The following is a 16422-nucleotide window of genomic DNA, read 5'->3' on the forward strand; positions in this document are numbered from 1 at the left end:
ACCATGATGCAGTCTACGATTTCTACACTACCTCCTTACCTGAGTCTGTCGATCTGGGTGCCGATCATTTGCGGCGTCCTGGTCCTGGCTCTCGGCCGTGACAGCAAAGCGGGCTTTACCCGCTGGCTGTCGCTGGCCGGCGCGGTGCTCAGCATGCTGTGCACCTGGCCCCTGATCCAGCATTTCGACAACGCCGCACACGGCATGCAATTCGTCGAAAAAGCACCGTGGATTGAAACCTTCAATATCTGGTACTCGCTGGGTATCGACGGCCTGTCGCTGTGGTTCGTGCCACTGACAGCCTTCATCACCGTCATCGTCGTCATTTCGGCCTGGCAAGTGATCGAGAAGCGCATCGCCCAATACATGGGCTCGTTCCTGATCCTGTCGGGCCTGATGATCGGCGTGTTCTGCGCGCTGGACGGCTTGCTGTTCTACTTCTTCTTTGAAGCAACCCTGATCCCGATGTTCATCATCATCGGTATCTGGGGCGGTTCGAACCGCGTGTACGCGTCGTTCAAGTTCTTCCTGTACACCTTCTTCGGTTCGCTGCTGACCCTGGTTGCCATCATCTACCTGCGCAATGTGTCGGGCACTTTCGACATCCTGGCCTGGCATGCGTTCAAGCTGACGATGAACGAACAGATCTTCATCTTCCTGGCCTTCCTGATGGCGTTTGCCGTCAAGGTACCGATGTTCCCCGTGCATACGTGGTTGCCGGACGTCCACGTGGAAGCGCCTACGGGCGGTTCCGCCGTGCTGGCCGCCATCATGCTGAAACTGGGCGCCTATGGCTTCCTGCGTTTCTCGTTGCCGATCACGCCGGACGCCAGCCACTACCTGTCGGGCTTCATGATCGCCTTGTCGCTGATCGCCGTCATCTATATCGGTCTGGTTGCCCTGGTGCAAACCGACATGAAAAAACTGGTCGCCTATTCGTCGATCGCGCACATGGGTTTCGTCACCCTGGGCTTCTTCATGTTCAACGATATCTCGGTGCAGGGCGGTATCGTGCAGATGGTCTCGCACGGCTTCATCTCCGGGGCCATGTTCCTGTGCATCGGCGTGCTGTATGACCGCATGCATACCCGCAACATCGCCGACTACGGCGGCGTCGTGAATCGCATGCCGAAATTTGCCGCCTTCTTCGTGCTGTTCTCGATGGCCAACTGCGGTCTGCCAGCGACGTCCGGCTTCGTCGGCGAGTTCATGGTGATCCTGGGCGCGGTGAAATTCAACTTCTGGATTGGTCTGCTGGCTGCAACGGCACTGATCTGGGGCGCGGCGTACTCGCTGTGGATGGCCAAGCGCGTGGTGTTCGGCAAGATCAAGAACAAGCATGTGGCCGAATTGACCGACATCAACAAACGTGAATTCTTCATGCTTGCTGTGCTGGCCATCGCCGTGCTCGTGATGGGTCTGTACCCAGCCCCGTTCACCGACACGATGCAAACCTCGGTGACTGATCTGCTTGCCCATGTCAAAGCCGGCAAGCTGCTGCCTTAAATAGAAGACCGATAACATGACTAATGCACCTAATCTGGTACCGCTGTACGCGGAAATCTTTCTGCTGATCGCCACGTCGGCGCTCTTGCTGATCGATATGTTCTTGCCTGCGGCGAAGCGTTCGATCACTTACGTGCTGGCCTTGCTGACCCTGGCCGGCTGCGCCTTGCTGACCGTGGGCGACTTCAACGCGGGCACCACCGTCTACACGTTCAATAACATGTTCGTGTCGGACCCGATGTCGCAGTTGCTGAAACTGTTCTCCTACGGCGCCGTGGCGCTGACCCTGATCTACTCGCGTGCCTACGCCACCGACCGCAGCATGCTGTCGGGTAACCTGGGCGGCGAGTTCTACGTGCTGGCCCTGTTTGCACTGCTGGGCCAGATGATCATGATCTCGGCCAACAACTTCCTGATCATTTACCTGGGTCTGGAACTGATGTCGCTGTCGCTGTACGCACTGATCGCCTTGCGCCGTGACAATGCCAAGGCCACGGAAGCGGCCATGAAATACTTCATCCTGGGCGCACTGGCTTCCGGTTTCATGTTGTACGGTATCTCGATGCTGTACGGCGCCTCCGGTACCCTGGACCTGGGCGAACTGCGCGTGGCGCTGGAAAACGGCAAGACCAACGGCACCATCATGGTCTTCGGCCTGGTGTTCCTGGTAGCCGGCCTGGCCTTCAAACTGGGCGTCGTGCCATTCCACATGTGGGTGCCTGACGTGTATCAAGGTTCGCCGACGGCAGTGACCCTGCTGCTGGGCGCGGCGCCGAAACTGGCCGCCTTCGCCATCACCCTGCGCCTGCTGGCCGAAGGCTTGCTGCCGATGGCGCATGACTGGCAGCAAATGCTGCTGGTGCTGGCCGTGATGTCGCTGGCGATCGGTAACTTCACCGCGATCGCGCAAACGAATTTGAAGCGCATGTTGGCGTACTCGACCATCGCACAAATGGGCTTCGTCCTGCTGGGCTTGCTGTCCGGTACCGTGGATGCACCGAACAACACCCTGAACGCGGCTGGCGCAGCCACCGCCTACGGCGCCTCGATGTACTACGTCATCACCTATGTGTTCACCACCCTGGGTACCTTTGGCGTGATCATGTTGTTGGCACGTAATGGTTTCGAAGCAGACGAACTGGCCGACTTCAAGGGCCTGGGCAAACGCAGCCCGATCTTCGCGCTGGTGATGACCCTGTTCATGTTCTCGCTGGCCGGCGTGCCGCCGCTGATGGGCTTCATGGCCAAGTACTCGGTGCTGGCATCGGTATTGGCCACGGGCCAGCTGTGGCTGACCATCGCCGCCGTGCTGTTCTCGCTGATCGGCGCCTTCTACTACCTGCGCGTCGTGAAGATGATGTGGTTCGACGAGCCGACCGACAGCAATGCGCTGGTCGTGCATGGCGACATGCGCGTCGTGCTGGCCCTGAACGGCGTGTTCGTCCTGGCGCTGGGTGCGATGCCTAACAGCATCCTGGCTGCCTGCGCGACCGCCATCACCAAGACCCTGGCGTCCTGACCGATGGATGTCACCGTCTCGAGCTGGCTGGTGATCGCCCTGGGCATCCTGGGCGCCAACCTGCCTTTCCTGAACGAGAAACTGTTTGCCGCCGTGCCCTTGAAAAAGACGGCGCAAGCAGACGGGGGCAAAGGCTGGCGCAAGCCGCTGGCGCTGCGCCTGCTGGAGATGGTGATTCTGTACTTCATCGTCGGCGCCGTGGCGTTCGCGCTCGAAGCGCGCATCGGCAACGGTTTCCCGCAGACGTGGGAGTTCTATGCCATCACGGGCTGTCTGTTCCTGGTGCTGGCTTTTCCCGGCTTTGTCACCCGCTACCTGCGCAAACGACACTAGCCCCATCGACCGAAAGCGGCGCCTCTGGCGCCGTTTTTTTTATTGAGCATAATCAAGGTATGGATACTGAACGCATGGACATGAATTTAACTGAGACCAAGGTGGACGGCGAGCTCGTCTACCAGGGCGGCTTCCTGCGCGTGCAGCGTGACCGGGTTGCTCTGCCGGACGGCAAGATCACGGCGCGCGAATTCGTCCTGCATCCGGGCGCCGTCGTCATCCTGCCGCTGCTCGACGATGGGACGGTGCTGATGGAACGGCAGTACCGCTATCCGCTGGACCGGGTCTTCATTGAATTCCCCGCTGGCAAGATCGACGCGGGCGAATCGCACCTGGCCTGCGCCCAGCGCGAGTTGCTGGAAGAAACGGGCTACACGGCCAGCGACTGGCAATTCGTTTCCACCATCCACAACGCCATCGCGTATTCGGACGAGCACCTGGAACTGTTCCTGGCGCGCGGGCTCGTGGCGGGCGAACGCCAGCTCGATGAAGGCGAATTCCTGGAGACGTTCACTGCCACCGTGCCGCAGCTGCTCGACTGGGTCAAGGATGGCACCATCACGGACGTGAAAACCGTCATCGGCATCTTCTGGCTCGACAAGATTACCAGCGGCGCCTGGCAGCCGGCTTGATCCTGCGCATGCGCACGGCGATCTTCCTGTTGCTGGCCTCGGCCAGCCTGGGCGCACACGGGGCGGCGCGCACGCCGTTCCAGGTGCGCTGCGAAGACACGATCAGCAAGACGGTGTCCGTGCTGACGGCGCAGCAGAACGGCTACAGCATCGACACGCATCTGCCGTACAAGGCCCTGACCGTCATGAAGGGCACGGCGCGCGCCAATACCTGGGTGCTGGGCTTGACCAAGACCGAGTCGCGCGTGGCCATCGCCCTGGCCGGCCCCATGCTGCAAGACCCGGCCAGCGGCTACGAATGCGTGGCGCCGCAGATTACCGTCACCCTCACGTATGCGCCCGTGGTGATCTATATCGGCCGCGAATTTGCCCCCGGCACTTGCGCGTATGATGAGATACTGGCGCACGAACTGCGGCACATGAAAACCTATATGGAACACTTGCCGCGCGTGGAAAAGACCGTGCGCGCCGCGCTGGCCAAGCGCTTCGAGGCGCGGCCCCTGTATGCGCCCAGTGGCACGGCCAAGGCGGCGCTGGCGCGCGAGATCGACACGGGCTGGTTGCCGTACGTCAAGGCCGAAATGCGCAAGGTGGAAATTTTGCAGGCGGCCATCGATTCTCCGCAGGAATATGCGCGCCTGGGCAAGGCGTGCAATGGTGAGATCCAGAATATCCTGGCGGGCAAGACAGCGCCCGCCAACTAGACAAGGAATGGCATGACAGCAGCACCGAATCGCCCCCGTTATTTTGCCCTGATCCCCGCCGCCGGCGTGGGCGCGCGCATGGAAGCGGGCAGTCCCAAGCAATATTTGCCCATCGCCGGCAAGCCCATGCTGCGCCACGCGCTCGACGCCTTTCTCGCCAGCCCCCTGATCGCGCATACCTATGTCGTCGTCAGCGCCGAGGACGGCGTGATCGACACGGTCGTGCCGGAGCAAGGCGTGACTGTGCTGCGCTGCGGCGGCGCCACGCGCATGGAAACCATCCTGAACGGCCTGCAGGCCCTGCACGGCAGCATAGCCGCCCACGACCAGGTGCTGGTGCACGACGCGGCGCGCCCTGGCCTGACGCCGGCGCTGATCGCAACACTCATCGCCGAAGTCGCTGACCATCCGGCAGGCGGCTTGCTGGCCTTGCCCGTGGTCGACACCGTCAAGCGGGCAGGGCAGAACAACCTGTCGGCGCAGACGGTGCCGCGCGACCATTTATGGCTGGCGCAGACGCCGCAGATGTTCAGCTATGCGCTGCTGCACCGGGCCCTGTCGCAAGCGCCCGATCCGCAAGCGATCACGGACGACGCCAGCGCCGTCGAAGCGCTGGGCCTGGCGCCCAGGCTGGTCGAAGGCCACCCGCGCAACCTGAAGGTGACCTTGCCGCGCGACATACACACGGCCGAACTGTATTTGGCCAACCCTTGAATTCCAGAGAGACCCGCATGAACACAACGACTCCCGTACTGCCTTTCCGCATCGGCCAGGGCTATGACTGCCACGCGCTGGTGGAAAACCGCGACCTGATCATCGGCGGCGTGAAAATCCCCCATCACCTGGGCTTGCTCGGCCATTCCGACGCCGACGTATTGCTGCACGCCATCACGGACGCCATCTTCGGCGCCGCCGCGCTGGGCGACATCGGCCGCCATTTCCCCGACACGGATGCGCAATTCAAGGGTGCCGATTCGCGCACCCTGCTGCGTGAAGCCGTGCGCCGCGTGCACGCGACCGGTTATATCATCGGCAACATCGACGCCACCATCATCGCCCAGCGCCCGAAAATGGCGCCGCACATCGCCGCCATGTGCGCCAACGTGGCCGAAGACCTGGGCGTGAGTGTGGGCCAGGTCAATATCAAGGCCAAGACGAATGAGAAACTGGGCTACCTGGGCCGCGAAGAGGGTATCGCGGCCGAAGCCGTGGCCTTGCTGCTGCGCGCCTGAGCATACCCTGCAGCACCTTTTAAATGATTTCTGAAAATTAATATTTCCAAAGTGAAATTTGGTGAAATTTTAACGTTATTGTCATGATAATATTTGTCCGCTTTTTCGGACGCGACAAGACGTCACCTTATAACCACTGGAAATATTGAGAGAACGGGATCATATGCGCAGTCGTATGCAGGGACCAGCCGCGCGCTGGTTGGGAGCGGGTCTGTTGGCCATGGTCATGCTGGCCGGATGTGGCGGCGGTGGCGGTGGCAGTGAAACTGCGGCGCCGCCCGTGGCGGCCGTGCCGCAGCCTGCCATTTTGTTTGCCGGCGCCGTGTCGGCGGCGGCCGAAGGTGCCGATGCCATCGGCAGCATGGGTGGACAGATTGAACTCGATGCCGGTAGCAGCAAGGATAGCGACGGCGGGACGCTGAGTTTTGCCTGGAGCCTGGTATCCAAGCCTGCCGGTAGCGGCTTGAACATGGGTGCTGTCGCGACCCCGAAACTGAACTTCCAGCCCGACGCCTTGGGCACGTATATCTTCAAGCTGCGCGTGACGAATGGCAAGGGTGGCTTTGCGGAAAAGAATGCTACCGTGCTGGTGAATAACCGGGTACCGAATGCGGTGGTGGTGGTCAATGCGACGTTTACGGCGCAAGCACTTGTCAAACCAGCCGTGAGTGTGTCGCTGGGAGCCGGTATCGTTCTCGACGCCACCGGCAGCACTGACGCTGACGGTGACAAGGTCACCACCACGTGGGACTTGATCGAAAAACCGGCCGGCAGCACATCCAATTTGCGCGTTGTCGATCAGGTTGCCCGTTTCTCGCCCGATGTGCTGGGCCTGTATAAAATACGCGCCCGCGGTGCGGATGGCAAGGGCGCGTATGCCGAAACGGTGTACCAGTTCGATGCTAATAATACGATGCCATCCGGTGTGATCCAAGGCACGGTCGCTGTCATCAGCCGTGAAAATCAAACAGTGCCCGTCGGCCAGCCGGTGGTGACCAGCGGTATCCTGAGTTATGACGAGGGAGGCGGCAAACTCGCTTATGCATGGGCGGTTGACAGCCGGCCTGCTGGTTCCGTCGCCGTGATCGGGGAAGCAACGGCGGTAGTGCCGTCGTTCACGCCAGACGTGACCGGCGCGTATGTGCTGTCGATGACGGTCACCAGTGGCCGGCAATTGGCGGTGGCCTACCTGAAGCTCAATGTGATCGTCCCGACTTACAGTGTCATGGCGTTGCCGTTCAAGCCTTTGGAGGCGCGTTACAGCAAGGGAATGGACCGACTGATCGTGGTGACGCCCAATCCCGATAGCTTGAAAATCATTAATCCGGCCGATGGTACTTTCAGCAGCGTCAGTTTGCCTGCCGCCGTCAAGTCCTTCAGTCTGAGTGCAGACGGGAAACTGGCCGGCGTATTGCATGAGGGGGCGGTCAGCCTGATTGATCTGGAAGCGGGGAAACTGCTGCGTTCGACCGGTACAGCCGGTTCGCAGACCGAAGTGTTCACGACCGATGCGGGCATCGTCTTTCTGTCCGGTCAATCCAAGGGATCGCTCAGAGAGCCAGTATTGGAAGGGTTCAATGCGCGTACTGGCCAGCTTGTAGAGAGGCGAACCACGAGCGGAGGTTTCTATGGTGAAATGAGGGGTATCTTCGTGGCATCGCTGAACAAGGGACTCGTTACCATCAATGAGGAGCCACTGTTCCAGCCCTCGGCTTTTCTCGTTGATTCGCAGCAAGGCTATATCTTGCAGACCTCCTACTCTATTTTCATGCCGCATCCGATCCCGATGGCCGCGCCGTTTTTCCTGTCACCCAAGGAAGACCTGCTATTTACGGCAAGCGGAACATACTTTAAGGCTGATACGCTGGTATACGTTGGTCGCTTTGCTTTGAGCAATACGAACAACGGCGTGTTGTCGGTGAGCTATTCGCCCGTCAAGGCGGAGGCGCTGGTGATGGAGCGTGATGGCCTCGGCTATCTCGGCAGTGATCCGGCGTATCAAGCCAGCTACAAGCGTTTCACAGGAGATCTGTTGTTCCCTGCAGGCGATGTCACCTTGCCGTACATTGGCGGCGAACCCAGCTATGGCATCGGCATCTTCCACACGGCCGCCGGCGATCCAGTGGCGCTGGTGCAGACGGGCGGCGCGCAGAAGGGCACCGCGCGTGCCAAGTACTATCTGGTGTATCGCTGATCGCATGGAGGCGGCGGCGCGTCCGCCTGGCAATCTGTGCTATTTTTAAAGGCGGCGCGATGGCACAGACCATCGCGGCCGCTTTTTTTATTGACGACACAGGAGAATTCCCGATGCCAATCATCAAGCGTACACGCATTGCCACCGCATTGCTGCTGGGAGCTTTCGCGGCTTGCGCCATGCCCGCCCACGCCGAACTGCAAGCGACGGGCGAACCGCCCGCCGCGAAACAGCCGTGGAAGGCCGTTACCGTGGCCGAAGGCGTGCGCCAGCCGTGGGGCATCGCCTGGCTGGGCGAGGGACGCGCGCTCGTCACCAGCAAGCAGGGCACCTTGCATTTGCTCAATGGAAAGACTTTTACCGACGTGGCGCTGGAAGGCATGCCCAAGGTATTCACGGGCGGGCAGGGCGGCTTGCTCGATATCGTCCTGCACCCGCAGGATGCGGGCAAGGCGCAGCAGCGCGTCTACATGACGGTGTCGACCGGCAACAATGACGCCAACCGCACGACCCTCGTGCGCGGCGTGTTCGACGGCAAGAAGGTGACGGGCATCCAGACCCTGTTCAAGGTGGCTACGGACAAGAGCGGCGGCCAGCACTTCGGCTCGCGTCTGCTGTGGCTGCCGGACGGCACTTTGCTGATGAGCGTGGCCGATGGCGGCAACCCGCCGCTGCGCATCGGCGACCGCCTGGCGCGCGAGCAGGCGCAAAACCTGGCCACGCACCAGGGTTCCATCCTGCGCCTGACGGAAGACGGCAAGCCGGCGCCCGGCAATCCGCTGGCCGCCAAGGGCGCCTTGCCGGAAATCTGGTCGTATGGGCACCGCAACGTGCAGGGCCTGGCGCTCGACCCCGTTTCCGGCCGCGTATGGGCCACGGAACACGGTCCGTACGGCGGCGACGAGCTGAACCTGGTGGTGGCGGGCGGCAACTATGGCTGGCCCCTGCAAAGCTATGGCGCCGACTATACGACGCATGAACCGGTCGGCAAGCACGAAGTGGCCGGCATGCTCAACCCGAGCGTGGCCTGGGTGCCGTCGCCGGCCCCGTCCGGACTGGCTGTCTACACGGGCGACAAGATTGCCGCCTGGCGCGGCAGCATCTTCAGCGGCGGCCTGGCAGCCAAGGATATCCGCCGCATCGCCGTCGATGCCAGCGGCAAGGTGACGGGGCAAGACCGCCTGGCCATCGGCGCGCGCGTGCGCGACGTGCGCCAGGGGCCGGACGGCTACCTGTACGCGCTGACGGATGAAGACAACGGCCGCCTGTTGCGCATCGTGCCGCAGTAGCACGGCGGGCGCCCACTTCGCTTAAGATGGCGCCTTTACTTCATTCAAGGTGGCGGCATGGCCCGTGATACTTATGCATACCGGCACGTCGCCGTCGAATCGCGCGCGATTAATGGCCGCGTGGAAATCCGCCCCGTGCCGGGCCAGGCCTTTTCGCCGGAGCTGGCCGTACAGTGCTCGCGCCGCCTGGCCGACCTGCAGCACCATCCGCTGGGCAGCCGCTTTTTACTCTTTGCCAAGCTGACGGACCGCCTGGGCGGCACGCCTTTCCTGTATGCGTATCACGGCGACGCGGACGTGGTGATGACGCCGGCCGAAGTGACGAAATTCCTTGGAGAATTCCGCCGCGGCCGCATCTGATTCCTACGAGGCGATGCAGGCCGCGCCGGCCTTGGCGCCGGCCTGCGGCTTGCCGAAGATAGCGATCGTCAAGCCGCAGCCGAGGGCGAACAAGCCGCCGACCACCATCGCGCTGGACACGCCCAGCCGGTCGACGGCCACGCCTCCCAGCAAGGCGCCGGACGCCAGCGACACTTGCACGATGGCAACGAAGAGCGCGCTGCTGCCTTCCATCAGCTCCGGCGCCGCCTTGAACATCCACGTCTGCACGGCGATCGGCATGGCGCCGAAACCGAAACCCCAGACGGCCACCAGCAGCATGGCGGTAAGCGAATGGCTGCCGAACGCGGCCAGGGCAAGGGTGGACACGCCCAGCACGGCGCCCGTCGCCATCAGCGCGGCCCGTTCATAGCGGCCGGCGGCCCAGCCGCCCACGAGGTTGCCGATGAAGCCGGAAGCGCCGTACACGAGCAGCATGGCGCTGACCGTGCCGGCCGCCAGGTGCGAGATTTGCGTGAGGAAAGGCGCGATATACGTGTAGGCGGCGAACTGGCCCGTGAAGAGCATGGCCGTGGCGATCAGGCCCAGCCTGGCCTTGCGGATGCCGAAAATCATCGGCAACTGGCGCAGGCGGATGGCCTGTGTCGGCGGCAGCTTGGGCAGCAGCAACAGCTGGCCGACGAAGACCAGCACGGCAATGGCGCTGGCCGCGCCGAACGCGACCCGCCAGCCCACCAGATCGCCCACCAGCGCGCCGGCCGGCACGCCCGCCACCGTGCCCAGCGAGACGCCGGCGAAGATGATGGACATGGCGCGCGAGGCATGCTGCGGCGCCACCAGGCGCGGGCCGATGGCGCTGCCGATGGCCCAGAAGCCGCCCACGCCCACGCCCAGCATGGCGCGGCCCAGCAGTATCCACGCATACGAAGGGGCCAGCGCCACCAGCAGGTTCGACGCCACCAGCAGGGCCGTCAGGGCCAGCAGCACGATGCGGCGGTCCAGGCGGCCCGAGCCGACGGTGACGAAGATGGCGGCAAACGCGGCAACGATGCCGGGCGTGGTGATCATCAAGCCCGCCTGGCCCTTGCTGATGGCCAGTTCGGCGGCCATGGCGGGCAGCAGGCCGACGGGCAGGAATTCGGAAGTGACGAGGGCGAAGGCGCCGATGCCGACGGATAAGACGGCCAGCCACGGCGCCACGGTGGTATCGTCGTCGGTAGCGTTGGAAAGTGTATGCATGAGAGGTTCCTGAAAAGCCGAGAGGTTTTTAACCGGTCGGTATATAATCAGGGCAGGTGGACATTGTTGTCAATAATTTTTTACCGAACGGTATGAAACAAGATAAAAAAGAAGAGGCGGTCAAGGCGAAAACGGGGCGGCCCCGCACGTTTGACGCGGACGAGGCGCTCGATTGCGCCATGAAAGTATTCTGGGAAAAAGGCTATGAAGGCAGTTCCTTGCCGGAATTGACGAAAGCCATGGGCATGAACCGGCCCAGCCTGTATGCCGTCTTCGGCAACAAGGAACAATTGTTCCACAAGGCGCTCGAGCGCTACAGCGATACGCGCATGCGGTTTTTCGATGCGGCGCTGGAACAGCCGACGGCGCGCCAGGTGGTGGAAGCCTTGCTGACGCAATATGTCGACGCGCAAACGATGCCGGACGGCCCGCACGGCTGCATGGGCGTCAATGCGGCGCTCGCCTGCAGCGACGATGCCTTGCCGATCCGCGATGAATTGTTCGCGCGCCGGCTGCGCGGTGAAATCAAGCTGCGCGACCGCTTGCGGCGCGCGAAGGAAGAGGGGGATTTGCCGCCCGACTCCTGCCCGGAGCAGCAGGCGCGCTTCGTCGTGACCCTGTCGCAGGGCATGGCCATCCAGGCGGCGGCCGGCGTATCTCGCGAGCAATTGCAGCAGATGGTGGGATTGCTGCTGCGCAATTGGCCGATGTAGCTACTCCGTCGGGGCGATGGTCTTGGCCAGGTCGCTGGGCGCCTTGCGCCGCCAGGCGGCCGTCAGGGCGGCGGCCAGCATGTCCAGCTCGGCATCCGCCAGGCGTACCGTGATGCCGGCCAGGCGTTCGCCCCACCACAGCTTCTCGCAGCCGGACGGCGTGATGACGGTGGCGATATGCGCCGCTTCCGCATCGAGCAGCACATTGATGTGCTCGTCATCGGGCAGGGTGGCGAAGATCTTCCCGCCCACGCGGAAGGCCGGACGGTCGTGGTGTTCTTCCTCGGTGGCGTCGGGAAACGACAGTGCCAGATAGCGTAGTTCTTCCAGGTCGACCATTCCTCTTTCCCCCAGTTCGGATAGATAGCAGCGTGACTACATTTTGCCATGCTGTTTCGCCGCGTGGTGCAGCGGCATGCGAAAAGAAATGCGCAAGATGCGACACTGGCGCGCGCGCTTGTGGCGCTTGCGCGACAGGTCCGGCCAGCGCGCCAGGGGTAAAATGCCCATCCCGGCAGGCTTGTTCAGCCTGTTTCAAGGTACTTATCATATAAATATCTTACATGGCTAAAAGAAAAATACTTTTCTTCTAGGGAATTTAAGATAGAATAGATTCAACGTTTCACCTGACCCGTCAATTGTCTGGTTTTGTCCCGGGAACCCGAACCCTTTCCAGGACGCTTGCAGTGCCGCCATGGCACGCCGCAAGTCCGCGAAGTTTTGCGGAAGCCACGCCCCCGACCGCTCATTCTTGCAATTCTTGCGCTACGCCGACACGCCTCAATGCAGCGTGTATTCAGCTCAAGCGCCTTCACGCCTGTTGCGCCCGTTGAATACTTATTGACTGGATACCCATTATGAAAAACTTGCCTAAAATCGCTTTGTCCCTGATCGCCGTTGGTGTGTTTGCCCACGCGAACGCCAGCACCATCACCGTCTCCACCGGCTACTCGAATGCCGGCGCGCAAGCGTCCGCCGCCGCTTACCAGTCCGTTGTGAATGCCGCCGTGGCCACGCCGGGCGCCGGCTATGGCACGACGACGATTGCCAGCTACAACAATGTCACGAATAGCAGCCTGTTCGGCAGCGGTTCGAATATCGCCTTCAAGTCGGTGATCAACTTTGGCGTCAGCGCGGCCGATGCGGGCGCCTGGAGCTTCCGCAGCGGCGTCGATTTCGGCAAGGGCGGCGCCCTGTTCCTCGACGGCGTGGCGCTGGATTTCAAGAGCAGCGACCTGTGGTGGGCCGGTAACTACAATAGCAGCAGCCAGTTCCTCGCCGGTTCGGGCACTTTGGCTGCAGGCAACCATACCTTGAGCATCTTCGGCCTGGAAGGCTGCTGCGATGGCGGCCAGCAAGTCCAGTTCAAGGCGGGCAACAACAATTTCGCCAGCTTTTCCAGCACCGACGGCCTGGTCTCGGCCGTGCCGGAACCAAGCACCTATGCCATGCTGCTGATCGGCCTGGGCTTGCTGGGCTTCACGGCACGCCGCAAGCAGGAAGCCAAGTTTTAAGCGCACATCCCGAGCGCACGTAAAAAAGCCCGCCGCTCCGTCAGGATGCGGCGGGCTTTTTTTATGTACGCACTGTCAGTCGCCGCTGTCTTCGTCTTCGTCGGCGCCCTTGGTCGCCTGGCCGCGCTCGGCATCGACGGCGCGCTGCAGGCTGGCCGCGTCGCGGAAGAAGGCGTCCGTCGTGTGATCCGGGCTCAGGCGCAAGGCTGGCGGGTAGATCACGGACATGTAGGCTTCGTCGGCCAGGCGGCCGCTGGCCTGCAGGTTGCTCAGCAGGATCAGGGTCGAGCCGACGATGGCCAGCACGACGGCGACGAGGCCGAAGCGGCGCGGATGCTGCGGCTTGATCGTGCACAAATGGTAATAGATCATCGCGCATACAATGACGATGAACATATGCCGTCCGTAGCGCGTCAGCACTTCCAGCGACAGCGTATACGCCGTCACATTGCTGCCCAGTTCCCATACTTCCATGGCCAGCAAGCCGCAGCCGATGATGAACAGGTGGCGGCCGAAACGCGCCCCATGGCCAAACAGGCGGTTTGCCACGGCCCAGATCGACGCCCACACGAGGCCGCCGGCCAGCGCGTAGGCGATGATCATCAGGTAGGAAATCGGCTCGAAGGCGTCCGCGTCGCTCAGCCAGTTGCTGAAGGCGGCCGAGGCGCCGATCATGGCCAGGCCGGCGATGGCGGGGCGCAAGCCTTCCCAGTCGTGCCGGGTCGTGTCGCCCAGTTCGGGCGCCACCGGGTGGTCGCTGGCGCGCACGCGCAGGCGCGTGTGGCCCAGGCGCACGATGCTGTTGCCCGTCAGGGCCACCTGCATTTGCCGCTGGCCCCGGTGGATCACGCCATTCTGGCTGCCCAGGTCGCGCAGCAGCAGGCCGCCTGCGCCGTCGTCTTCGACGATGGCGTGCGCGGCGGCCGTATGCGCGTCGTCGAGGATGAAGTCGTTGTCGTAGCCGCGCCCGATGCGGATCGGCAGGGTGTCGATGCGCTGGCGTTGCCGCACCTCGCCATTGTCGGCGAGGATTTCGATGAAGTATGGTGCTTTCATGGCTTGCGGCGGCTTTCCCGCGACAGCGCTTCGAGGAAGGTGCGCGTGACGCGCATGCCGTTGGCGTAGGACACGCCGCGCGCGTCGATGCGGCTTTGCAGGCTCATGAGTGGCTCATCGGTGCTGGCGGCCAGCAGGGCAAAGTCGTACAGGCCGGTAAACTTGCGGTAGGCGCGCACGCACAGGACGGCGCGCAAGGGCAGGGTCTTGTTCTTGACGAACTGTTCGGTGCATTGCGGGCCCGTCAGGCTGGCGCTCTTGTAGCTGCCGAAACTTTCATTCTTGAACGAAGCGCTGGCCAGTTCGGAAAAGCGCAGGGCGCCCAGACCGCTGCTGCGCAGGAATTCGTGGCGCATCGACACTTGCCCCGTCTGCAAGGCGCCGGAGATGAAGATGGCCGATTCCATGGCGCAGCTGGTGTTGTCGAGCATGTAGGGCTTGTCGGACTTGACGTTGGAGCGGCCCCAGCAGCGCATCTGGTCGGATTCGCGCACGGGCACGCGGTACGGGCCCATGGCTTTCAGGCTCAATGGCGTGTCGAGCAGGCGCGCCAGCATGACTTCCTGGTGCGCCAGCAACTGCGCCGTCACCAGCGGCTTGAAGTCCTTCGGCGCCTTGCCTTGCTGCGCCACCTTGGCCAACAATTGTTGGGCATAGCGGGCAGGCACGAGAAAACTGACGAGTTCGCCATCGAGGCGTTTCGACACATTCACACCGGCCACGTCGCCATTCGCCGTGACGCTGGGGCCGCCGCTCATGCCGGAATTGATCGGTCCCGTAAACATCAGCTGGTCGTAGAAGCTGCGCGTGACGACGCCATTATAGGAACCTTCCGAAATGGCGAAGCCCAGGTCCAGCGGATTGCCCATCGAATACAGGTACTGGCCCTGCGTCAGCGGCGCCAGCGGCTCCGGCATCTTGAAGAAACCCGTGCCATGGCGGTTTACGCGCAGCACGGCCAGGTCGTGCAGCACGTCGACGGCCAGTAATTCCACGTTGCCGCGCTGGCCGCTGGTGTCGACCCATTCGCCCACGTAGGTATCGGGGTCGAGGGCGAATTGGGAGACCACGTGATAGTTGCTCACCACCAGGTCGCCCGTGCCGATCAAAAAGCCGGAACCCACGGACGATTGCGTGCGGCCGTTTTTCAGCAGCACGCGCACTTGCAGGATGTCGGCGCGCGCCGCCGTGTACAGCTTTTGCGCGGCCGACGAGGGCGGCGGCAGGGCCGCATGTTCGGTGGCGGCGGGCGCGGCGGTGGCCGGCGGCGGTTTGATGGGGGGAGTCGAAGCGGTGGTGGCTGCGGCAGGCGCGGCAGGCGCAGGCGCCGCGGCCGCGTGGGCGCCTGCGGCAGCGCACAGGCTGGCCAGCAAGCAGGCGTAGTTAGATAATTTCATGCATCCTTTGTGCGTGAGCAGGAGCGCGGCCGGCGCGGCGCGGTATCGCGCACGCGCCGGCCCGGGGGACTACAGGGCGCCGTCTTCCAGCGCCGGCGCCGTTTGCGGCGTCATCATGTGACCGAGCTTGCTTTGCTTGGTATTCAGGTAGTGCTGGTTGAAGGCGTTGCGGTTGACCAGCAGCGGCACCCGTTCGGCCACCGTGATGCCCAGCGCTTCCATGGCGGCGATCTTGCGCGGGTTGTTCGTCATCAAGCGCAGGCTGTGGATGCCGAATTGCGCAAACATGGGCTTGCACAGGGTGTAGTTGCGCGCGTCGGCCTTGAAGCCCAGCTGTTCATTCGCCTGCACCGTGTCGGCGCCCGCTTCCTGCAGGCGGTAGGCGCGGATCTTGTTGATCAAGCCGATGCCGCGTCCTTCCTGGCGCAGGTACAGCAAGATGCCGCGGCCTTCTTCAGCGATGCGTTTCAAGGCGCCCTCGAGCTGGGCGCCGCAGTCGCAGCGCTGCGAAAACAGCACGTCGCCCGTCAGGCACTCGGAATGCACGCGCGCCAGCACCGGTTCGCCGTTGCCGATATCGCCCAGCACCATGGCCAGGTGTTCCTTGCCAGTGGCGTGCTCGACAAAGGCGTGCAGGGTGAACTGGGCCCACGGCGTCGGCAGTGCGCAGGAAGTCGTGTAATCCAATTCGCCTGTCGCCAGGAGGTCTGCGCCGCTTTGCATGGTTGTGCTCATATAGGTAATTGTCAAAAATA

At 62.7% G+C, this 16422-nt stretch carries 17 protein-coding genes; 12 read left to right on the forward strand and 5 right to left on the reverse strand.

Annotated features, from left to right (window positions below; translation table 11 throughout):
* The first annotated feature begins 3 nt into the window (after positions 1-3).
* From O3301_RS10050 to O3301_RS10095, 10 genes are all read left to right on the forward strand, one after another.
* Entirely contained in the window at positions 4-1506 is a 1503-nt protein-coding gene (locus tag O3301_RS10050; protein WP_099667162.1) for an NADH-quinone oxidoreductase subunit M, read from the forward strand.
* A gap of 16 nt (positions 1507-1522) precedes the next feature.
* Positions 1523-3025, forward strand: a complete 1503-nt coding sequence (nuoN, locus tag O3301_RS10055; protein ID WP_099667163.1) for an NADH-quinone oxidoreductase subunit NuoN — start codon at positions 1523-1525, stop codon at positions 3023-3025.
* 3 nt (positions 3026-3028) lie between these two features.
* Positions 3029-3358, forward strand: a complete 330-nt coding sequence (locus O3301_RS10060) for a DUF2818 family protein (protein ID WP_305056264.1) — start codon at positions 3029-3031, stop codon at positions 3356-3358.
* 74 nt (positions 3359-3432) lie between these two features.
* A complete protein-coding gene (locus O3301_RS10065; RefSeq protein ID WP_070255807.1) occupies positions 3433-3990 on the forward strand; it encodes an NUDIX domain-containing protein in 558 nt (185 codons plus the stop codon).
* Between the two features lie 8 nt (positions 3991-3998).
* Entirely contained in the window at positions 3999-4694 is a 696-nt protein-coding gene (locus O3301_RS10070; RefSeq protein WP_180278728.1) for a hypothetical protein, read from the forward strand.
* A gap of 12 nt (positions 4695-4706) precedes the next feature.
* Positions 4707-5408 (forward strand): 2-C-methyl-D-erythritol 4-phosphate cytidylyltransferase, encoded by a 702-nt coding sequence (gene ispD, locus O3301_RS10075; RefSeq protein ID WP_305056265.1) that lies wholly within the window; start codon positions 4707-4709, stop codon positions 5406-5408.
* A gap of 17 nt (positions 5409-5425) precedes the next feature.
* Positions 5426-5926 carry a 2-C-methyl-D-erythritol 2,4-cyclodiphosphate synthase gene (ispF, locus tag O3301_RS10080; RefSeq protein WP_305056266.1) on the forward strand — a complete coding sequence of 167 codons (501 nt, stop codon included), beginning with the start codon at positions 5426-5428 and terminating at the stop codon, positions 5924-5926.
* A gap of 175 nt (positions 5927-6101) precedes the next feature.
* The gene (locus O3301_RS10085; protein ID WP_305056267.1) at positions 6102-8120 is read left to right on the forward strand and encodes a hypothetical protein; all 2019 of its coding nucleotides are present in this window, start codon (positions 6102-6104) and stop codon (positions 8118-8120) included.
* A 113-nt stretch (positions 8121-8233) separates the two neighbouring features.
* The gene (locus O3301_RS10090) at positions 8234-9409 is read left to right on the forward strand and encodes a PQQ-dependent sugar dehydrogenase (RefSeq protein WP_305056268.1); all 1176 of its coding nucleotides are present in this window, start codon (positions 8234-8236) and stop codon (positions 9407-9409) included.
* Positions 9410-9466: 57 nt separating this feature from the next.
* The gene (locus O3301_RS10095) at positions 9467-9769 is read left to right on the forward strand and encodes a hypothetical protein (protein ID WP_305056269.1); all 303 of its coding nucleotides are present in this window, start codon (positions 9467-9469) and stop codon (positions 9767-9769) included.
* A gap of 3 nt (positions 9770-9772) precedes the next feature.
* Here the strand turns inward: O3301_RS10095 and O3301_RS10100 are convergent, their stop codons facing one another.
* The gene (locus O3301_RS10100; protein ID WP_289916414.1) at positions 9773-10987 is read right to left on the reverse strand and encodes an MFS transporter; all 1215 of its coding nucleotides are present in this window, start codon (positions 10985-10987) and stop codon (positions 9773-9775) included.
* Between the two features lie 92 nt (positions 10988-11079).
* Here O3301_RS10100 and O3301_RS10105 point away from each other — a divergent pair, with 92 nt between their 5' ends.
* Positions 11080-11700: a TetR/AcrR family transcriptional regulator gene (locus tag O3301_RS10105; RefSeq protein WP_077407037.1), complete on the forward strand. Its 621-nt coding sequence runs from the start codon at positions 11080-11082 to the stop codon at positions 11698-11700.
* Here O3301_RS10105 and O3301_RS10110 read toward each other — a convergent pair whose 3' ends face one another.
* Positions 11701-12039 carry an MmcQ/YjbR family DNA-binding protein gene (locus O3301_RS10110; RefSeq protein ID WP_099667171.1) on the reverse strand — a complete coding sequence of 113 codons (339 nt, stop codon included), beginning with the start codon at positions 12037-12039 and terminating at the stop codon, positions 11701-11703.
* A 518-nt stretch (positions 12040-12557) separates the two neighbouring features.
* Between O3301_RS10110 and O3301_RS10115 the strand changes: the two genes are divergently transcribed.
* The gene (locus O3301_RS10115; RefSeq protein WP_099667172.1) at positions 12558-13214 is read left to right on the forward strand and encodes a CCXG family PEP-CTERM protein; all 657 of its coding nucleotides are present in this window, start codon (positions 12558-12560) and stop codon (positions 13212-13214) included.
* 75 nt (positions 13215-13289) lie between these two features.
* Here O3301_RS10115 and O3301_RS10120 read toward each other — a convergent pair whose 3' ends face one another.
* From O3301_RS10120 to ribA, 3 genes are all read right to left on the reverse strand, one after another.
* Entirely contained in the window at positions 13290-14270 is a 981-nt protein-coding gene (locus O3301_RS10120; RefSeq protein WP_305056270.1) for an FHA domain-containing protein, read from the reverse strand.
* Positions 14267-15667 carry a serine protease gene (locus O3301_RS10125; protein WP_305056271.1) on the reverse strand — a complete coding sequence of 467 codons (1401 nt, stop codon included), beginning with the start codon at positions 15665-15667 and terminating at the stop codon, positions 14267-14269. Before O3301_RS10125 ends, O3301_RS10120 begins: the two co-directional genes overlap by 4 nt.
* A 69-nt stretch (positions 15668-15736) precedes the next feature.
* On the reverse strand, positions 15737-16390 hold the full coding sequence (gene ribA, locus O3301_RS10130; RefSeq protein ID WP_077407024.1) for a GTP cyclohydrolase II: 654 nt from the start codon (positions 16388-16390) through the stop codon (positions 15737-15739).
* Positions 16391-16422 lie beyond the last annotated feature (32 nt).

The sequence above is a fragment of the Janthinobacterium sp. SUN211 genome (assembly GCF_030587315.1).
Lineage (GTDB): Bacteria > Pseudomonadota > Gammaproteobacteria > Burkholderiales > Burkholderiaceae_D > Janthinobacterium > Janthinobacterium kumbetense.

Excerpts from the sequence above, each read along its gene's own strand:
- O3301_RS10085 (WP_305056267.1), top strand. The coding sequence starts at position 6,102 with ATGCAGGGACCAGCCGCGCGCTGGTTGGGAGCGGGTCTGTTGGCCATG.
- O3301_RS10070 (WP_180278728.1), top strand. The coding sequence starts at position 3,999 with ATGCGCACGGCGATCTTCCTGTTGCTGGCCTCGGCCAGCCTGGGCGCA.
- ribA (WP_077407024.1), bottom strand. The coding sequence starts at position 16,390 with ATGCAAAGCGGCGCAGACCTCCTGGCGACAGGCGAATTGGATTACACG.
- O3301_RS10115 (WP_099667172.1), top strand. The coding sequence starts at position 12,558 with ATGAAAAACTTGCCTAAAATCGCTTTGTCCCTGATCGCCGTTGGTGTG.
- O3301_RS10105 (WP_077407037.1), top strand. The coding sequence starts at position 11,080 with ATGAAACAAGATAAAAAAGAAGAGGCGGTCAAGGCGAAAACGGGGCGG.
- O3301_RS10095 (WP_305056269.1), top strand. The coding sequence starts at position 9,467 with ATGGCCCGTGATACTTATGCATACCGGCACGTCGCCGTCGAATCGCGC.
- O3301_RS10090 (WP_305056268.1), top strand. The coding sequence starts at position 8,234 with ATGCCAATCATCAAGCGTACACGCATTGCCACCGCATTGCTGCTGGGA.
- nuoN (WP_099667163.1), top strand. The coding sequence starts at position 1,523 with ATGACTAATGCACCTAATCTGGTACCGCTGTACGCGGAAATCTTTCTG.
- ispD (WP_305056265.1), top strand. The coding sequence starts at position 4,707 with ATGACAGCAGCACCGAATCGCCCCCGTTATTTTGCCCTGATCCCCGCC.
- O3301_RS10125 (WP_305056271.1), bottom strand. The coding sequence starts at position 15,667 with ATGAAATTATCTAACTACGCCTGCTTGCTGGCCAGCCTGTGCGCTGCC.
- O3301_RS10100 (WP_289916414.1), bottom strand. The coding sequence starts at position 10,987 with ATGCATACACTTTCCAACGCTACCGACGACGATACCACCGTGGCGCCG.
- O3301_RS10060 (WP_305056264.1), top strand. The coding sequence starts at position 3,029 with ATGGATGTCACCGTCTCGAGCTGGCTGGTGATCGCCCTGGGCATCCTG.
- O3301_RS10110 (WP_099667171.1), bottom strand. The coding sequence starts at position 12,039 with ATGGTCGACCTGGAAGAACTACGCTATCTGGCACTGTCGTTTCCCGAC.
- O3301_RS10065 (WP_070255807.1), top strand. The coding sequence starts at position 3,433 with ATGGACATGAATTTAACTGAGACCAAGGTGGACGGCGAGCTCGTCTAC.
- O3301_RS10050 (WP_099667162.1), top strand. The coding sequence starts at position 4 with ATGATGCAGTCTACGATTTCTACACTACCTCCTTACCTGAGTCTGTCG.
- ispF (WP_305056266.1), top strand. The coding sequence starts at position 5,426 with ATGAACACAACGACTCCCGTACTGCCTTTCCGCATCGGCCAGGGCTAT.
- O3301_RS10120 (WP_305056270.1), bottom strand. The coding sequence starts at position 14,270 with ATGAAAGCACCATACTTCATCGAAATCCTCGCCGACAATGGCGAGGTG.